Origin of the sequence: Leptolyngbya sp. PL-A3, from assembly GCF_039962325.1 — a bacterium.
Taxonomy (GTDB): Bacteria; Cyanobacteriota; Cyanobacteriia; order Elainellales; family Elainellaceae; genus Vacuolonema.
On sequence record NZ_JAMPLB010000002.1, the window covers coordinates 237,043 to 255,197 of the forward strand.

Sequence of the window (18,155 nt, forward strand, 5' to 3'; positions counted from 1 at the left end):
CAGGAGGTGTAATGAGGGGGCACAAAGTGCCCCCTCATTACACCTCCAAATCTCGTCGCCCTTCCAGCGCGCGTGCCAGAGTAACTTCGTCGGCATATTCCAGATCCCCGCCCATAGGTAGGCCAAAGGCAATGCGCGTTACCCGAGTGAAGGGTTGCAGAAGTTTGCCAATGTAGAGGGTTGTAGTTTCCCCTTCAACACTTGGGCTGATAGCCATAATTACTTCTTTCACATCCTGCTGATTCACCCGCCGGATCAACGGGGTAATGTGAAGCTGGTCGGGGCCGATTCCCTCCATTGGAGAGATGAGCCCGCCTAAAACATGGTATTTGCCCTGGTATTCCCGCGTTTTTTCAATAGCAATCACATCTCGCGAGTCAGCAACGACACAAATAGTAGCGGAATCGCGGCTGGGGGCACGGCAGATATCGCACACCTCCTCGGCGGAGAGGTGATAGCAAACACTGCAATAGCCAACTTGCTGTTTGGCTTCCAGCAAAGCCTGGGCCAACTCACGCACATCAGATTCTGGCCGCTTCAGGATGTGGAGGGCAAGCCGCTGAGCAGTTTTGGGGCCAATGCCGGGTAGCCGTTGAAATTGTTCGACTAACCGGGCGAGGGGGCGCGTGTACGTAGGTCTATCCTCCGAAAAAATTTGCTTCCAACGCCATCATAGCGGTTCTGAAGATGGCTTATGGGTACGTTTTTGGGGCATGAAAATTACGGTTTCACGCCCCAAAAACGTACCAGAATTAGTGGGCCCAGTCTGCGTTAACTCGTTTTTGGGTGTGTCAGGCTGATAAAACTAGCGAGTACTGCCAATGCAGTGGCCGCAAAAAAGACAGAGTGCAATCCGGCATACTTCCACACGGGTCCCAAAAGCCAGGGGCAGATGAATTGCCCCAGGGAATTGAACCCTGTTCCGATCCCCAGAACGCTGGCCCGTAGCTCAGGGGGTGTGTGACCCGCGAGAACGTTGTAGAGGTTGGGGGTGATGATGCCAAACCCAATGCCAAAAAGGATGGCAGCCGGCACGATGAGGGATAGGTGAGTCAGGAGCGGGATGGTGAAGATGGTGGTGGCCATGAGGCTAAAGCCTAGGGCGATCGCCCGGTTTTCTCCTAGTCGCTTAGCCACCCAGGCAGCTCCCACGGCTGCAACGATGGCAGCTCCCACTGCCCGGATTGCTAACACAAAGCCGTTCAGTTCAGGCCCTGCGCCAATGGCAGCTTTGAGGTAGAGAGGCGTATAGATGACCACGGTATAGACCACTGTGGCAGCGACGCCGATCAATCCATAAATACGCCAGATTTGAGGTTGCTTCAGAACAGTGCGTAGTTCAGAGGTTCCCCCCGAAGGCATCATTCCAGAGACCTTGGAGGAAATGCCATTAAAGACAACCAGCATAAAGCTGAGTAGAATAACACCCGCTCCATATAAATAGAAGGAATATTGCCAGTGGGTTTTGCCGACCCATCCCCCCAAAAGCGGAAACAAGATGGCGGATGTGGTCATGGCGCTGGTGGCAAACCCCAGCACCCGGGAGCGGGATTCCCCCTCATACATGCTGCTGAGAATACCAATGGTGGCAGCGGCAATACCCCCGCTGGCTGCGCCCAGTAGGGCACGAGATGCCAGCAACAGGGGAAAACTTGTGAGAAATGCCGTCGAAATACCAAAGAAGCTATAGAGTATAAGGCTCGGAATCATGACCTTCATCTTGCCAATCCGATCGGCAAGTAGGCCCATGATGGGTGTCATCAAAGCACTGGTTAGGGCGTGAATACTCAGGAGGGTGCCGGCCCAACGAGGATTTAAACCTAACTCCTGCACCATTTCTGGAAAGACTGGCGCGACGATACCTCCGGTCATGGTTGTTAAACAACCAGCCAACAGCAACAAGCTAAACTGAATGCTTCGTTCTGTTGACATGTTTTTCTTAAACAGTGCGATCAATGTCCCTTCCTCACATCACACCCACGCCTGTTCGACGTATTGTTTCACGCTAGAAGATCGCGGGTTGAGATGGTTCATCCAGTAGGCATCCTTGTGAACTGTCCTATGACTTCCTTATGATGTAACCCTTCTGGAACTGACGAGTCAAAAGTGCAACTTTGAAGTTTTCAATAGGCTAGGAGTCATGTCAAGTCCGTTGTAAAACTATCCCCCTAGAAGGAACAAAGAAGGGGTTTTAAAACTGGCAGTGTTTATATTTCATTTTTGATAGAAGTGAGTTACTCAATCAAACATAAAATTCAAAATTTGTATGCCTTCCTGCTTGTCTATACCTCTAGTACGAATATAAAGATTGAGCCAGCAATTCTCATTTTGAAATCAGGTCCGAAAACCGCGCGCCTTTGGCGCGCGGTTTTCGGGCTTCAAAGCCAAGAGTTCACGCCCTACGGGCGTGAACTCTTGGCTTTGAAGCCCATACTGGAGAATTGCTGAGATTGAGCCTTTTGTTGCAAATAGGCACTCATTGAACTAAAGAATTGAAGTGAATTTTAAAATCTATAAACAGTTGTAGTAAAGTTCTGTCCCCTAGAAAGAGGTGTTGATTCTCTGCAAAAACTAAGCTGTTGGGTAAGCAAGGTTAGGAGGGAATCGTGATGAAATTGATTGGCGATATCAGCAAAGGCTTTGGAAAAGGAGCGATCGCCCTCATTCTATCGGCCGGGCTCCTAACGGCTTGCCAAACCAACACTCAAACGAGTGTTGAAGAGCCTGAATCCACATCTCCCAACCCTGCCGTAGAGCATCCAATTAGCACTACAGGTGATCAAAGTGTACGGACAGGCGAACTGACAGGCAATATCGAGAAGTACATGGGTGAAACGCTCTCTATCCGTGGTGAAATGCGAGAATCTGTTGGAGATATTGCATTTTCCATGGCGGGCGATCGCCTGTTTGATGGTAAAGATGTGCTTGTTATTAATGCGACAGGAACTCCGTTTCTGGTTCCTGATGGCAACCAATTCACCAAGAATCTCCAGGTGATAGGGCAGGTTCGCCGTCTAGCCACCGCTGACCTCCAGAAGGAATATGGCTTGAATCTGGACCCTCAAACTTACCAGCAGTACGAAGACAGCTCTGTAGTCATCGCCCAATCGATCGCCTTTGCTCCTGAACCCGAGGAGATTAGCAAAAATCCGGAATCCTATTACGGTCAAACCATCTCCGTCGAGGGAACCGTCGCTGACCAACTCACACCGAGTACCTTTACTCTTCAGGATAACGACCTGTTTGCTGGCGAGGAAGTTCTGGTTATTGGTTCAACCCCAGATGCAGCCTTAGCCGAGAAGGAAGATATTGTGATTACGGGTGTTCTTCGGCCTTATATTCCAAACGAGTTTGAACAGGATTATGACCTCGATTGGGACAGCGGTTTGAAACAGAAAATTGATGACGAATTTATCGAGAAGCCGGTTCTCGTAGTTGAGAGTATTTTCCCTGCAGCCAAATAACGCTCTCTATCTCAAGCGGCCTGGACAAGGACCTATGGGTAGGCTATGCCTACCCATTTTTTTGTACATCAGGTTCTCCATGGGATTTGGGATTAAGAGCGATCGCGCAATTCCCACGCTTTCATCTTTCCAGGATTTAACAGACCATAAGGATCCATTGCTTCCTTAAAGGCCAATTGCACCGGATCCACGGTCTTCCGTCCACCATCCTCCAGGATGTAGGTATGCGGATTGGCAATAAATGCGCCCTTCTCCTCGTGGTAGTGGATGATCTCGCACAGACGCTCGGCGGTACTATATCGCACAATTTGTAGCGCTGCCGGAACTACTCGTCCGTGTACCCGAATGAACTCCAGGTGCATCATCGCTTCATCACCGAAGTGATGGTACATCTCCTCCAGTAGGGCCAAGTTAGGATCATAGGGAAAGAGCGTTTGCAAGTAGGTTAATGTCGGATCAACGCTCCGGGCATGGAGCGTTGTGTGGTTCCAGGTAAACTCCAGGAGCATCGTGCCTTTCCCAGCTTCCTGAGCTGATTTGTGATAGCAAATTTGGCCACCCATTTCCTTCACTAGCTCGCCAAACGGCTCCAAGCAGGGTTCCGCAATCATCACAAGGGCAACATGCGAGCCCGATGGAATGGCGCTCTTCAAGGCTGCAAAGTAGCCGGGAACTGGGTCTGCACAGATGCAGATCAGTTTTTTAATCAGTCCGTCGGCTTCCCCTAACACCTGACCAAACCGGGCCGCTGTCATAAAATCATCAAACGCCACAATCAACTCAGCCCAGGGATAAGCAGGCCCCAGAGGGACTTCGAGCTCTGTGATGATACCGTTGGTGCCGTAGGCATGGTTCACCTTTTGCACGTCGTCGCCCCGCAGCTCGATCACCCGAGGTTCATCTTCCATCGTGACAACCCGCACGGCTAGCAAATTACCGCGATCGCGCAACTGACCATAGCTAATAGAACCAATGCCCCCACTACCCCCACCAATAAAACCGCCCACCGTCGCTGTTCGATAGGTGGAAGGCACCATTCGCAATTCCCACCCGGTTTCCCGTGTCTGCTTATCCAGTGCTGCTAGCTTGACCCCAGCTTCCACACAGGCAATACCTGGCCTAATCCACTTCACCGCTTGCATCTTGCTCAGATCAAGAATTACACCACCTTGCAAAGGGATGCATTGCCCATAGTTGCCTGTCCCAGCCCCCCGTACCGTTAAGGGAATGCGCTGCTGCACACAAACTTGAGCAACTCGCAGAACCTCAGCCTCCGAGGTGGGTTTCACGACCACCTCTCCTACCTTGTCCTGCAACTGTTCCACCAAAATTGGGCTGTAGGTGTAATAGTCTTTCGACAGCTTCGCCACTTGTGCGGCGTCACGAATGATTTCGATGCCCTCCAGTGCGGCGGAAAAAGCATCCCAGTCAACTGGGCGGAGCGTAGTAGCAGTCATGACTATACCTGTACGGATTGGGTACTTTATCTAACCTAATGTCTATAAAAAAATAGAGTTGGAAATTTAGCTACAGCTTTCCATCTATCAATATGCTGGAAACCTCTGCTAACGAACAGTGATATGAAATCTGTGATATGGCCTCATATAGCCTTTGTCGCGTTAGTTAAGATATCAGGCCCAAAAGACCGTATCGCTCGCGAAGGGGGCGATACGGTCTTTTGGGCCTAATGTTTGATCATCCTCTACTTGTTCTTCTAAAGAGGTTGCCATCCGTGCCCTCGGTATCGATCGCCAAACTCATCAGGGTGAAAAATCTCAGCCAGAATCTCTAGCGAATCCACTAAACGTGGGCCAGGCCGATTAAAGTATTGATTGCCATCTGTCAAAAAGACCTGTCCAGTTTGCACCGCCTTTAAAGAGGCCCAGTAAGGATGCTGTGTTAGGGTCTGAGCTTCCTGACGAGTCCGCTCTAAATCAAAACCACAGGGCATAATAACCAGAACGTCTGGATCGGCTTGCTGCAAAGCTTCCCAGGAGAGCCAGGGAGAATGTTTGCCTACGGTGCCAAAGCAGGACTGACCTCCGGCGATCGCTACCAACTCTGGCACCCAGTTACCCGCTGCCATCAACGGTTCAATCCATTCGATACATACAACCGTTGGTCTGGATGTGAGGGTCTCGGCGCGAGTCTGGCAGTCAGCAAGCCGCTGCTGCAAACGTTCCAGGGGAGCCTCAACGCCCAATGCCTCTGCAACTCTTTGAATATCAGACCATATATCCGTCAGTACCATGGGCTGCAGGGAGATGATCTGCGGCTGAATGTCAGCTAATCGGCTTATGGCCTCCTCTACATCTCGCAGGCTGACGGCGCATACGTCGCATTGTGCCTGGGTCACGATATGGGTCGGTTGAAGCTGTAGCAGCAGGTCGTCGTATACCCGATAAACACTGAGGGCCGCCTGCAAAACGTCGGTAACCTGAGCATGAATAGCCGCACTACTTCCAGAGGGGTCGAGCTTGGGTTCGGTGCAGATGGGTAAGTGCTGGACTTCAAGAGGGTAGTCGCATTCGTGCGATCGCCCCACTAATTCCCCCGTCAATCCCAAAAATGCCACAATCTCGGTTGCACTGGGTAACAGAGACACAATACGCCGTTTGTCTGCCATTCTTTTTGCTCCTGCTACCTGCCCTTGCCAAATTATTTAGTCTCCGGTGCGTGCTTTAAAGAAGGTCTACGGATATTCCGAAGTGACCCTATGAAAGCTTCCTAGAAAATACGGACACAGATCGTTAACAGCAGGCGTTAGGATAGTTGTAGTAAGACTTGTATCGTATAATACAAGCTTATCCTAGAGACTGCTTTACAGCTTCAGAAAATCTCCTCGCACTTTCATTTTAGAAATGAAAGCGCTTGAGCGAGCCTTCTAGCACAGTCTTCTATTCGGAAAAGCTGGCAAGACCTAATCTTCCTTTTCCAAATCTTCTTACCTTCTATTTACACGCGTGCCTGGCTTTTTCAACTGCCAGCAGGTATCCCTATCCCTATGACTGCAATCACCCTGGCTGGCTGGCAACACTGCTTTATTGAAACCAATCGTATCCGTCTCCACTGCGTTACCCAGGGCGAGGGAGATCTAGTTGTTCTCCTCCACGGGTTTCCCGAATTTTGGTACTCTTGGCGGCACCAAATCCCAGCTCTGGCTCGCCACTTCAAAGTGGTGGTGCCCGATCTGCGTGGGTTTAATGATTCTGATAAGCCAACTTCAGGCTATGACCTGGATACCTTGGGTGCTGACATTCGTGGCCTGATTGAAGGATTAGGATACAGCAAAGCTCATATTATTGGTCATGATTGGGGTGGCTCTATTGCCTGGCACTTTGCCCACCATTTCCCCCAATATTTGAACCGTTTAGCAATTCTTAATGCTCCTCATCCACAACAGTTATTGCAGGAGCTGACGAGCAATCTGGATCAACTGCGTCGGAGTTGGTATATGTTGGCTGCTCAGGTGCCAGGGCTACCCGACTGGTTAATTCGTCAGAATCTGAGTAACTTCGTCCGCAGTACGTTTCAGGGGCAGGCCGTCCGCAAAGGCGCGTTTACGAGGCAGGATGCCGAAATTTACCAGGCTGCCCTCGAAAAGCCTGGAGTTCTCAGCGCTGCTCTAAACTACTATCGGCATTTACTGACTCCTCAGGTTCTACTGAACCAGTGGGAGCGATCGCCCCGTCCGGTACAATCCCCCACTCTAGTGCTCTGGGGTGAGGATGACACCCTCCTCAACCCTCGTTTTCTGGATCGTGTGCGGCAATTAGTAGATGCGCCATTTCAGGTTCAGCTCGTTCCCGAATGTGGGCACTGGATTCAGCAGGAAACACCACAGATTGTTAACCGTGAGTTACTAAAATTTCTCAGGCAACCCTAACCCTAAATTTGATTTTGAAAGGCATATAGCCTATCCAGGCCGTAATATCCGCATGGTTTAAGTAGGCATGTTAGCAAAGGGGACACTGGTTTCCGTAGATATCAGGAGGAATGGGGCCATATTTCATGGTTTTCCCAAGGGAACCGTTTCCTTCCCGTGATCACCCGGTTATACGAACTTTAAGAAGCGCCTACTCTGGAAATACAAGGAATAAGGATGGTTGCAACGCTCCTCGACCTTCCGCCTTCTGAGTTTTTGCCGTTGGTTGCGTCTTGCCAATCCCCCATCTCACCCGCCAGTCCACCATGCTAGATCCCCACTCCATGTCTGCTTTTTCCTCACGGGAGCAAAGTACAACTGAAAACCCCGAAATTCAGCAGCGTTTAGGCTTGTACCAGGTGTTCCTCAAGCTGTATGAGCAAAACCGGGGGCTGTTAGACGAAATTCTTAGCTTGGAAAACAGTGGTAGTAAAGCCTTGGCCAGGGTGACGTTACCTTACATCCAGGGGTTGGTGCTACGCCAGCAGGTTTATTTAGTGACAAATGTTTTGGGTGGAGAAACCCAAGCTTTGACTCAGTCTCAAAATTTATGGATTATTGGCCGCGACTCTCGACGGGTCAATTTGCCGATTCAAGATAAGCGGCTTTCCCGTCGCCATGCTGCTATTCGCTATGCCAACAAACAGTTCTACCTGGTAGATTTGGGCAGCAGCAATGGCACCTATATCAATGGGGAACCAATCCGCCGCTGCACGTCCTTGAAGGATGGCGATCGCATCCGGCTCGGTAGTGTTTCCTTTTCCTTCTTCATCTGTGACTTCATGCATTCGCCACCTCAACTTTCCTCTGAGGTGCCCAATGCCCGCGACATGCCGCAACTTTCGCAAACACCCGCCCATCCTCTAGGAGTTGCAGAGGAAGAGGCTACCACCAACATTCAGCCTCCCCCACCAAAAGTGCAAGATGGGCCCAATCCCATCGAAGAAACCTTCATGTTTCTCCGGAAGCAAAGTTAGGTTAAGAACCGGCTCTGGTAGGGTCTGTTCTAAAAGTTGTTATTTTGTACGTGAAGTGTACGAAATAGCAATCATTTCAGCAAATTCTAAAATGCACCCTAATTTTGCCGAAGCCTGAAAATAGTCCGTCTTTGGCGGGCTATTTTCAGGCTTCAATTCAAAATGAGCGTTTTCGAGTGCCGCGCAACGCGCGGCACTCGAAAACGTCCTTAACCCGAACTCAGGTTAAATAGCAACGGATACGCTGAGTCGCTGACACCTGCTAAAATATCTGGGTCGTTTCGCCTGTTGAGTGTATCTTTGAGCCAGTCGGTTGATCTACCCCGGGTTGATGATTTCCTGCAAGAGCTTGCGGCCATTCAACAAACGGGTTCAAAACGCATTGCACTTCTGGGCTCCCGCCATGTGCCCATTACCCACCAGATCCTCATTGAGGAGATGAGCTACGCCCTTGTACTGGGGCGTAACCGCTTGTTGACCTCAGGGGCTACGGGAACCAATGCTGCTGCCATTCGCGGGGCTATGCGGGCTGATCCGAACCTGCTGACGGTGATTCTGCCCCAAAGCCTAGAGCGGCAACCTCGGGAATCTCGTGAACAACTGGAGCAGGTGATTCATCTAGTGGAAAATCCTGACAATGACCACATGTCACTGGCAGAGGCGAGCGCCATCTGTAACCAGGAGATTGTTTCACGCTGCCAGCAACTCATTTGCTTTGCCTTCCACGATAGCCATACCCTACTGAAAACCTGTGGGGATGCTGAGGATCAGCGTAAAATCGTGACCCTCTTCTACTTCGATTAAGTTCGGGTTCAACCCGCTTTGCTCATCGAGTCGTTCTATTGCTGAGAATTCGTAATGCAAAGCTTATCGGTTCAAGCGGTATTAGTTGGTGGCGTCGTCGTTGCGGCGTTTCTGGTGTATGTACCGTTTGGGTTAGTGGCCTATGGGCGGCTGCAGTTAGGGATGCAGGCGTTGGCGACTCCCCGGGCGGTTGTCGATAAGTTACCTGCTTATGCCCAACGGGCAACTTGGGCCCACCAAAATTCCTTCGAAGCCTTTACTCTATTTGCGGCTGCCTGTTTGCTGGCCTATGTAACGGGGATCACAGGGGGGTGGGTGATGGGTGCTGTCATTGCCCATCTCAGCGCGCGGCTGTTATATTCCATTTTCTACATCTTGAATGTGCCATTGTTGCGATCGCTGATGTTTGGAATTGGTTCTCTAAGCTCAGCTACCCTTATGATCTCTAGCTTCCTGAAGGTGTTTTGAGGGGCGATCGCAGATTACCGTTTGAATCGGTTACGGTTTGCTTATTCACCTTAGTCATCGACATTGTTTGTTCGCTCTATGGCTTCTACCTATTCATTCGACATCGTTAGCGATTTTGATCGCCAGGAGTTGGTTAACGCTCTGGACCAGGCGCAGCGTGAAATCCAGAGCCGTTACGACCTGAAAGATACCAAGACCAGCCTCGAACTGTCTGAGGACACCATCACGGTGGTGACCGACGGCAATATGACTCTGCAAGCAGTTCATACGATCCTGCAAACGAAAGCCGCGAAGCGCAATCTATCCCTCAAAATCTTTGACTTTGGTAAGGTAGAAGCGGCCAGTGGTAGCCGCGTACGCCAGGAGATTCGCTTGCAAAAGGGAATTACTACGGAACTGGCCAAGCAGATTTCCAAACTCATCCGAGATGAGTTTAAGAAGGTGCAGGCGTCAATTCAAGGAGACGCTGTACGCGTGGCGGCAAAGTCGAAAGACGAGTTGCAGGAAGTTATTCAGCGCTTGAAGCAGGAAGATTGGCCGGCGGCCCTTCAGTTCACCAATTACCGATAGCCATTTCAACTGGCTAGGCTTGGTGGGGGAGGAACCATACGATGCAAATCGATATGGGAAAAAATTGTGTTGCCGTTGATCTCGACACCCACAGTACCTTCTGTTCTTAAAGCTAAGTCAATAAATTGATAAAGCAAGTAGGCACTGGTAATGCGCCCTCGAATGGTAACGATACCTCCCCGTTGGGCGATCGCCCAGGGGGTGAGACTGGCTTCCCCAAAGCGTTGGCAGAAGGCGTGGCATACCCGTTTGGTTAAACCGTGGTAGTCGTACTCGCCATTCAATCCCATTCTTTCGGGAGGAATGGTCTCAAATAGGGTAGATGCGCCACTGGCCACAGCAGAGGTAGCTGGACAAGTTCGGTATGGTTGTATCCCTACCGAGGCTACCGAATTTTGAAATTCCATAAAGGTCTGTGGTGCTTAACACAATGAAATAGAGCATTTTGGACTTTAAGGTTAGCTAGAAAACCCTAAAATCCTAAGCGACTCTTTCTAGCGACGAACCATCCGAATCACTTGCAGCACTCAGCTTACGTCCTGAGGACTGGCGTTGTACTAGCAATACAGCAACCTTAACTGGGACACACAACAACACAGAAAAACGAAGCCTTTAGAACGGAAGGCAAAACTCCCTACTCAAGCCTAAGAATAATAGGATTTCGAAGCGTGGCACGTATCAAAATTAACTTTACCCTCAGGCTTCTTTGTCAATCCTTCATAAAGTTTCCCGTAAAAACCGAAAAAAATCAAATGGCAGTGTGTTTTTTTTAACAAAGAGGTAAGGTGAAAGCGATCGTTCGGTCTATGTATTTTTAGTTATAAAAGGAAAGCAAATTTTCCTTTTAGATGTTGATAACTATCTAACCTTTCCTTTGCAGTTCGCGTAATCCTGTGATGCAAGTTAGCTTACATCTTCTTCCTAAAACCAAACCCCGAAAGGCATATTTCCCGTGCGAAAAGTGTATGGAAAATATCCCTTCCGGGGTTTGGTGCAAGATCTGCGTTAGTGAAGATCAATTGCAAAGAGATTATCAGCCACTGCCTCAACTTTACTAGCGCTTATTTGGGGAGTGTTTGCGGACCATGCTTCCAAAGCTCGGGCGATCATTCCCATCCGGCGCTCCTGATCAGCGGTAATGCTTCCTACTGTATTACCCAAACCGGGTGCATTCCATTGGCGGGTATCCGGGTCGAGATAAGCTCGAGTGCGTGCCCAACTTATGGCTTCTGTTCCTGTAAGCCCCATTTGACGAGCTTCTTGAAGGCGATCCAGGTATCCGCCTCGACTTAAAGCGGCAGCCGGAGATTGATTAGCCAGATCGATGGCGTTTAATTGCTCCTCCAGAGATAAAGCCATACCTCGTTGTGCTGCATCCTGAAACAGCGTCATCGCTTGTTTTTGTAGCCGTACCAGTTGTCGGGCATTAGCCTCTTGAGGGGTTGCTGCCCCATGTTGGTAGGAGAAGGAACCTAAATTCCAAACCCCGTTACCCGGATCTTTGTGTCCTTTATAAGCAGGAGTTGTTTCTCCGGTAGGGGTGCGAGTGCCTTCTGCACTTCCAACGGCGATCGCCACCAGCGAATCAGGGCCGCCTGTAAACAGGGGAGCCAGAGCTTCTGGAATCTGAGCATCATTGGGGAAAGGAGCATTGGCCTTGGAATGTATCGCTTGGGCCAGGTTCTGAACAATGTCGGGTAGGGGCGGTAAATCAGGAATGGCAAAGGAGAGCCCATTGGCTCCTGAATCAGGCTGAGGCACTTGTGCGACAACGGCTTCGGGTTGGGTCAGAGCTGGGGCCGGTGTGGGTGTTGGGGCTACCGGGGCTTCAACTGGATCGGGAGGTGCTGCTTCTGACGCGATCGCGATCCCGGTTGCTATAGGCTCAGGTGGTGGTGGCAATTCTGCCAGATCCCCTCCTTTGCCCACGGGAGCTTCCATGGCATGGCTTGGAATGGTCAGTGGTAGATTGGGATCGGGTTTGTCTGGCTCAGCATCCGCTGTTGAAGCAGTGGAAGTGGGTTCAAAGGAAAGACTCTCATTGGGAACTTCCGCAACAGGAGCGGGGTCAAAGGATAAAGCAATATCCGATTCAGCGGCCTGGGCAACCGGGCTAAGGCAAAGGAAACCGGCCGATAGTAGGGCGACCGTGTAGGGGGCAAGGACGTAGGAATTCGACATGGTCAAGCTAGAATTTTGGCAATAAGGGCACGGAGAGCTTGCCAACACCCCACTGATGGGCTGTTGACGGCAGCATTGTATAGAGCGTACGAGCCAGTTCTACTTGTTGCAGCGCCTTTTGAGGGATACCTCTACTGCAATTCCTAAGGTCTGTTTTAGAGATTGTTTTTTCATGTGCGGAGCACACGTAAAAACAACCCTTCCACTTGGGTTCAAAACACACCCTAGACTGATAGCAAAACGACGGATGAAGAATTAGGGACCGTTACGTTGGAACAGGAAGGAATAGCCTGCGTACTCATCCCCCTCATAAAGCACCACGAACCACGTTTGTGGATCGAAGGCCAGAGGATAAACCTCCCGTTCTGCAGCAACTCCCTCACGAATTTCAACCTTGGGTAGGCGGCAGTAGGGCTCGCTCACAACGGCTTGGACAGCTTCTTTGCGATCGCGCTCAGGAATAGCCAAAAGTTTGGCTAACTCATCCCGACCCAGTATAGAGCTCGGTTGCACGATCTCGGCACAGTTATTGCTAACCTGTTTGGGCTTCCAGGTATCTCGCATATCGGCCAGCATACTCATCATTACTAGCATTGAGCCGCCTACAAGAAAATACTGGAAATTGGAGGAGCGACGAGCAGGCTTACGAGGCTTCATCATGACGGCCCTCCCCAGCCAGCATCAGGCAGGACAGAACGATTAATAACCAGGCAGCACCAAGAATAATACTCATAGTTTTCCTCCAAGAAGTAGACCCATTGCGGTCAGCGTTAAGCGATATCCCAACACCAGGCTTAAGGGGGGAGCCCACGTTGCCAGGCTGATAGCTAGTACAGATGGGAGGGCCAAAATTAATGCGACAGGCACCCAAAGGATGGGCATCGCTGTCAAAACAAAATCAGCCACCATACGTAGAACGGCCGCCCCAGCAACCCACAGTAAAGCCTCCAGAAGAATGGCGCGATCGCCCCGAGGCGGCGACAGCAGTGTTTTCACCCGCATCCAAGAGGGTGCAGGAGAACGGCGAGAAACGAGCAGCGGAGACCTGGGAGAAAGCGGGTGGCGACTGTCCATAGAAATATAGCTAAAGTAGTACATCTGAACTTATGGTGCAAGTGTACTATAAATTTGCTATAAAGCAAGGGCTCTATCGAAGAAATTTCCAGCCCATATCCCTGTAAGAATGCTGCCGATCCGGTAATAGACCTCCTGCATGAATCAGTTCCTGAGGGTGTGAATCGTTGCGCGGTGAAGCCGCGCAACGATTCACACAGGAAGTCTAATGTGGGGGTAGGCAGGGTAGGTGTTTGATTGGCGGTTTAGAAGGCGATGTGAGCCGCACCATCGTTCTTAACGATCGCGCACAGCACTGTAGACTGAAACCATTGCGGGTTGAGTGTCCACTTCTATGCATCAAGGTGATTCCCGTTGGGACAGCGCTGAGCGCCCCTCATTCTGGAGCGTTTGGGGGCCGCGCCTGACTCCTTATTTATTTCTGGCTCCAGCCCTATTGATTTTGGGGCTGACCGTGTTTTTCCCGGCGGTGCAAGCATTTTTGCTGAGCTTCACCCAGTACCAGTTTGATGTGACACAGCCTCCGGAGTGGGTGGGCCTGGAGAATATGCAGCGCTTGCTGCGTGACAAAGTGTTCTGGGAAGTCCTGGGAAACACCCTGCTTTACCTCGTTTGTGTGGTTCCGCTACTGGTAATCTTCCCGCTGCTGCTGGCAATTTTGGTCAACCGGGTGCTGCCAGGGATGCACTGGTTCCGCGCGGCGTACTATACCCCAGTGGTGATCTCGATGGTTGTGGCAGGCATTGCCTGGAAATGGCTTTATACCGAAAATGGGCTGCTCAACCAGTTCCTCAAGGCGTTCCACCTGTCGAAAGACGGCATTCCCTGGTTGACTAGCCCTAGCATGGCCCTGTTTAGCGTGATGGCTGTAACGGTGTGGAAAGGGTTGGGTTACTACATGGTGATTTACCTGGCCGGGTTGCAGTCCATTCCAGCAGACTTGTACGAAGCGGCTTCCATTGACGGTTCGGTGGGCTGGCAAAAGCATTGGGATATTACCATTCCCTTGATGCGGCCCTACTTGTTCCTGGTGGCTGTCATTTCATCTATTTCGGCCACTAAGGTCTTCGAAGAGATTTATGTGATGACTCAGGGGGGGCCTCGCAACAGCTCGAAAACGATTGTGTACTACGTTTACGAGCAGGCGTTTCAAGATTTGGAGATCAACTATGCCTGTACGGTTGGCTTAGCTCTCTTCTTGCTAATTCTTGGGCTCTCAATGGTGCGGTTGATTGTAAGCCGAGGGGAGCCGGGAGCGATCGCATAAAACCGCAAAAAAAGGTAATTTTCTAGACCTGTGGATGGGATGTGGTGAGGCACTTCGTACCCCACCACATCCCATCTACGGATTTGAAACACGACCCAAAAAAGAAGGTGGGCCTTGCCCACCTTTTGTACTACTTGTCAGCGACTGGTAACGCTGGCCGAGGCTCATAGGGCATCGGAATGTACTGTACGGAGGGACGACCTGTCATTGGCTGTGGGTAAAAATCCATCAGTTCATAAATGGCTCGGGGAAGACCCGTCGTGATGGGTAGCCCCAGTTCCTTAGCCTCCTCCACCATGAAGGGATAGTCGTGAGTGACGCGTCCCGTTGTGAAAGCCTCGACGATCCGATCGATATTCTCCGGCTTGATTTTAGTTTCGGGAAGCTCATCGCGAAGGAGCGATCGCACAAACGCTTGCACCTGAGCCAGCGCCTTTCGCGACACATCGGCCATTACCAGAGTTTGGTCATCAATCTCACTAATTGGTTTCTCCTCAACAACTTTAATGACACTTGCAGCTGGCATATTTCCAAGTTGTGGATCGACAGGCCCAAGAACAGCATTCTCATCCATCACAATTTCATCGGCTGCCAGAGCGAGCATTGTACCGCCGCTCATGGCGTAGTGTGGCACGAAGACCGTGACTTTAGCGGGATGGCGAATCAGGGCATGCGCGATCTGCTCGGTGGCTAACACGAGCCCACCTGGGGTGTGCAGAATGAGGTCAATGGGGGTCGTGTCGGGCGTTAGGCGAATGGCTCGCAACACCTGCTCCGAATCTTCAATGGTGATGAACCGTGACACTGGAAACCCTAAGAAACTCATGGATTCCTGGCGGTGAATCATCAGAATGGCTCGACTGCCCCGTGCCTGTTCGAAAGCTCGAATGGCAGAGATGCGGCGAAATTCAAGCGATCGCCGCTGCAAGATGGGCACCACCGACGAAATGATGAGAAACACCCAAAACAGATTGAAGAATCCCATACGTTTCTCCAAACCCGATAGAACACTCCCAAACTTACTGCACGTTTTCCGTTTGTCGAAACATCTAAAAGGAGCATTTGATCTTGCTGACTCAGGTGTATTTGAGTCAGTGAAGCCAGGTTTTTGGGGCCTTTGTTGCGAGGTGCGTCCCACGTTTGTAGGTGAAACGGGCTTCGCCCGCTTCACCTACAAACGTGGGTTTCCAAACTTGCAAGAGTAGGACGCACCCTTTGTTGCGTTAGTTAGCAATGTGGACTTGTGCATGAACTGCACACAAAATCAACTCTAGGGGGATTTAACTGGCCACATTTGAATTCAGAATTTATGGGATAGTGGAGAGCGATCGCCCATTCCTTCCAACTTCCCACCATGACTTCGTTTTCTTCGGCGCAATTGGATCGGATGCGCTTCCTGTTGCAGCGCTGTGGGCAATTAGCCGTCGATATGGCGGCTAAGGATTTTCAGGTCTACGAGAAAGGTGTGCAAGACTACGTCACCGATGTCGATCACGCTCTGGATGTAGAACTGGTTCAGGAATTACGGACACTCTTTCCCTCAGACGGGCTGATTTCTGAAGAAAATGCTTCATCTCGTTCCCTATTTCTGGCCCCGGATGCTCCATCCCGCTTGTGGTTGATCGACCCCCTGGATGGCACAGAAGACTTTATTAAAGGAGAGCCCCACTACGCGTTGATGGTGGGATTGCTGGAGCAGGCGCGAGCGATCGCGGGTTGGGTTTATGCTCCTGTATTTCAACAACTCTATTTTGGTGGAGTCGGGCTTGGTCTTTACCAGGCTCAAGGCGATGCTCCTGCAACGCCCATTCAGCCACAGTTCCCCGAATGGCAGGACCACTGCCCCATTTTGATTGGTACTAAAGATTTACGGCGCTATGGGGAGGCCATTACCCAGCACATTCCCGAGGCTCAATTCAATACCCTTGGAAGCTTTGGTCTGAAGGTCATGGAGGTGATCCTGGGACGAGCGGCACTTTATGTCTACCTCAACCGACGGGTCAAACTGTGGGATACCACGGGCCCTATTGCATTGGCTCACGCTGCCGGGTTGGTATGCTGCGACCTGAACGGGGAACCGTTGCGGTTCACTCCTGATGCTGTAGATTCCGAAACCCTGACCCATCAACAGACTATCCTGGTCGGCAGTCCAGAAGCTGTGGAACGATGGCGATCGCCCCTGCAAAAAGCAGCCCAGACCGTTCTTCATGCGTCAGAATCTTAGAATCAAATAAGAGAATGGGATGTAGTAAAAAGCGTACTTTGTGCCCCTTTCACTACACCCCATTCATAATGTATGTCTAGAACACTGCCCGGGCCGTTTATGTTTCTCCGGCTATAATTTCTGGAATCGTTTCAGCCGAAACAGGTTCTAATAAGGTAAGAATGAGTATGGTTCCGCTCTGTGCGGTTCAGATTTCTTATTATTTGAATCTTTGCTGGAGCGGTGGGTACGATAGATAGGGTGGGCTATCTGCCAATGTACCTCCGATTTTGTCTCACTTGTGGTATCGGGAACGCCAGGGTTCGCCTCTGTAAGCCTTTGCCCGTAAGGAATAGGTTTTGTTGTGCCCGGTTTTGACGCAAGCCTCTTGACTCGTCTGTTTGTGTTTATTCAGCATTACCTTTCATGCAGACCATAGCTTTTAGTGAGATTTTTCCGTTATTCCACTCCGCCAGCCCTGAGACCCTCGAATGGCTGATGTCCATTGCGGTTGAGCACGAGTACCCTGCAGATCGAGCCGTTTTGATGGAAGATGCCTGGGGCAATGCTGTGTACTTCATCCAATCAGGTTGGGTGAAGGTGCGTCGCCATGTTGGTGAAGATTTTGTTACCCTAGCAATCCTTGGTAAAGGTGACTTCTTTGGTGAAATGGCCATCCTGGATGAGTCTCCCCGTTCAACGGATGTGGTCGCTCTCTCTTCCGTAAAACTGCTTAGTATTTCTGCCCAGCGCTTCATTCAGACTCTCTTCAAAGACTCACAATTGCATCACCGCATGTTGCAATTGATGGTACGGCGGCTTCGGATGACCAATTTCCGCTTTCAACTTCGTCATCAACCGCCAGCTATCAAGCTTGCTAACATTTTGGTTGCCGTTGCTGAAACCTACGGGCAGCGCACCAGCCAGGGGTTGCAGATCTTCAACATTCCCATGCGTGATTTGGCTGATATTGCCGACATTTCCATTGATGAAGCGACCAAAATTATGGAAAAGCTGGATAGCAAGGGTTGGATTCATATTGACCCTGGCAATCAGATCATTGATATTGCGAATATGCGCCAGCTTTCGCACCTGGCTGGCCGAATTTAGTTAAGACAGAAAACAAGAGGCAGAAGGCAGAAGGGAAGAGAATGTAGAATCTCTTCCCTTCTGCCTTCTTTTATGAAGTTCGCTATAATTCGGGCACTGTGCGACTCTGCGC

At 50.6% G+C, this 18,155-nt stretch carries 18 protein-coding genes; 9 read left to right on the forward strand and 9 right to left on the reverse strand.

Going from position 1 to position 18,155, the window contains the following annotated elements; translation table 11 throughout:
- Window positions 1-37: 37 nt before the first annotated feature.
- Both recR and NDI52_RS02775 read right to left on the reverse strand, forming a co-directional pair.
- Entirely contained in the window at window positions 38-655 is a 618-nt protein-coding gene (gene recR / locus NDI52_RS02770; RefSeq protein ID WP_190775243.1) for a recombination mediator RecR, read from the reverse strand.
- Window positions 656-771: 116 nt separating this feature from the next.
- Complete coding sequence (locus NDI52_RS02775; RefSeq protein ID WP_190775200.1) at window positions 772-1,932, reverse strand: MFS transporter; 1,161 nt, start codon at window positions 1,930-1,932, stop codon at window positions 772-774.
- A gap of 677 nt (window positions 1,933-2,609) precedes the next feature.
- Between NDI52_RS02775 and NDI52_RS02780 the strand changes: the two genes are divergently transcribed.
- Complete coding sequence (locus NDI52_RS02780; protein ID WP_190775199.1) at window positions 2,610-3,464, forward strand: hypothetical protein; 855 nt, start codon at window positions 2,610-2,612, stop codon at window positions 3,462-3,464.
- Window positions 3,465-3,556: 92 nt separating this feature from the next.
- On the opposite strand, the gene NDI52_RS02785 is transcribed toward NDI52_RS02780, so the two are convergent.
- Window positions 3,557-4,921 carry an FAD-binding oxidoreductase gene (locus NDI52_RS02785; RefSeq protein WP_190775198.1) on the reverse strand — a complete coding sequence of 455 codons (1,365 nt, stop codon included), beginning with the start codon at window positions 4,919-4,921 and terminating at the stop codon, window positions 3,557-3,559.
- 257 nt (window positions 4,922-5,178) lie between these two features.
- Complete coding sequence (locus NDI52_RS02790; protein WP_190775197.1) at window positions 5,179-6,090, reverse strand: cobalamin-binding protein; 912 nt, start codon at window positions 6,088-6,090, stop codon at window positions 5,179-5,181.
- A 378-nt stretch (window positions 6,091-6,468) separates the two neighbouring features.
- On the opposite strand from NDI52_RS02790, the gene NDI52_RS02795 reads away from it, so the two are divergent.
- From NDI52_RS02795 to NDI52_RS02815, 5 genes are all read left to right on the forward strand, one after another.
- On the forward strand, window positions 6,469-7,350 hold the full coding sequence (locus tag NDI52_RS02795) for an alpha/beta hydrolase (protein ID WP_190775196.1): 882 nt from the start codon (window positions 6,469-6,471) through the stop codon (window positions 7,348-7,350).
- A 272-nt stretch (window positions 7,351-7,622) separates the two neighbouring features.
- Window positions 7,623-8,366: an FHA domain-containing protein gene (locus NDI52_RS02800; RefSeq protein WP_190789313.1), complete on the forward strand. Its 744-nt coding sequence runs from the start codon at window positions 7,623-7,625 to the stop codon at window positions 8,364-8,366.
- 300 nt (window positions 8,367-8,666) lie between these two features.
- Window positions 8,667-9,170, forward strand: a complete 504-nt coding sequence (locus NDI52_RS02805; protein WP_190775194.1) for a DNA recombination-mediator protein A — start codon at window positions 8,667-8,669, stop codon at window positions 9,168-9,170.
- A 54-nt stretch (window positions 9,171-9,224) separates the two neighbouring features.
- Window positions 9,225-9,638: an MAPEG family protein gene (locus tag NDI52_RS02810; protein WP_190775193.1), complete on the forward strand. Its 414-nt coding sequence runs from the start codon at window positions 9,225-9,227 to the stop codon at window positions 9,636-9,638.
- 78 nt (window positions 9,639-9,716) lie between these two features.
- Window positions 9,717-10,208, forward strand: a complete 492-nt coding sequence (locus tag NDI52_RS02815) for a YajQ family cyclic di-GMP-binding protein (protein ID WP_190775192.1) — start codon at window positions 9,717-9,719, stop codon at window positions 10,206-10,208.
- Window positions 10,209-10,213: 5 nt separating this feature from the next.
- Here the strand turns inward: NDI52_RS02815 and NDI52_RS02820 are convergent, their stop codons facing one another.
- From NDI52_RS02820 to NDI52_RS02835, 4 genes are all read right to left on the reverse strand, one after another.
- Window positions 10,214-10,615 (reverse strand): phospholipid-binding protein, encoded by a 402-nt coding sequence (locus tag NDI52_RS02820; RefSeq protein ID WP_190775191.1) that lies wholly within the window; start codon window positions 10,613-10,615, stop codon window positions 10,214-10,216.
- A gap of 598 nt (window positions 10,616-11,213) precedes the next feature.
- Window positions 11,214-12,389 carry a hypothetical protein gene (locus NDI52_RS02825; RefSeq protein ID WP_190775190.1) on the reverse strand — a complete coding sequence of 392 codons (1,176 nt, stop codon included), beginning with the start codon at window positions 12,387-12,389 and terminating at the stop codon, window positions 11,214-11,216.
- A gap of 255 nt (window positions 12,390-12,644) precedes the next feature.
- On the reverse strand, window positions 12,645-13,049 hold the full coding sequence (locus NDI52_RS02830; protein ID WP_190775189.1) for a hypothetical protein: 405 nt from the start codon (window positions 13,047-13,049) through the stop codon (window positions 12,645-12,647).
- Window positions 13,050-13,118: 69 nt separating this feature from the next.
- Window positions 13,119-13,463, reverse strand: a complete 345-nt coding sequence (locus tag NDI52_RS02835) for a hypothetical protein (RefSeq protein WP_190775188.1) — start codon at window positions 13,461-13,463, stop codon at window positions 13,119-13,121.
- Between the two features lie 334 nt (window positions 13,464-13,797).
- Here NDI52_RS02835 and NDI52_RS02840 point away from each other — a divergent pair, with 334 nt between their 5' ends.
- Complete coding sequence (locus NDI52_RS02840; protein ID WP_190775187.1) at window positions 13,798-14,730, forward strand: sugar ABC transporter permease; 933 nt, start codon at window positions 13,798-13,800, stop codon at window positions 14,728-14,730.
- A 130-nt stretch (window positions 14,731-14,860) separates the two neighbouring features.
- Here NDI52_RS02840 and NDI52_RS02845 read toward each other — a convergent pair whose 3' ends face one another.
- Complete coding sequence (locus NDI52_RS02845; RefSeq protein ID WP_190775186.1) at window positions 14,861-15,715, reverse strand: hypothetical protein; 855 nt, start codon at window positions 15,713-15,715, stop codon at window positions 14,861-14,863.
- 369 nt (window positions 15,716-16,084) lie between these two features.
- Here NDI52_RS02845 and NDI52_RS02850 point away from each other — a divergent pair, with 369 nt between their 5' ends.
- Window positions 16,085-16,954, forward strand: coding sequence for an inositol monophosphatase family protein (locus NDI52_RS02850; protein WP_190775185.1), 870 nt, complete (start codon window positions 16,085-16,087; stop codon window positions 16,952-16,954).
- Between the two features lie 405 nt (window positions 16,955-17,359).
- Window positions 17,360-18,043: a Crp/Fnr family transcriptional regulator gene (locus NDI52_RS02855; RefSeq protein WP_190775184.1), complete on the forward strand. Its 684-nt coding sequence runs from the start codon at window positions 17,360-17,362 to the stop codon at window positions 18,041-18,043.
- The last annotated feature ends 112 nt before the right edge of the window (window positions 18,044-18,155 follow it).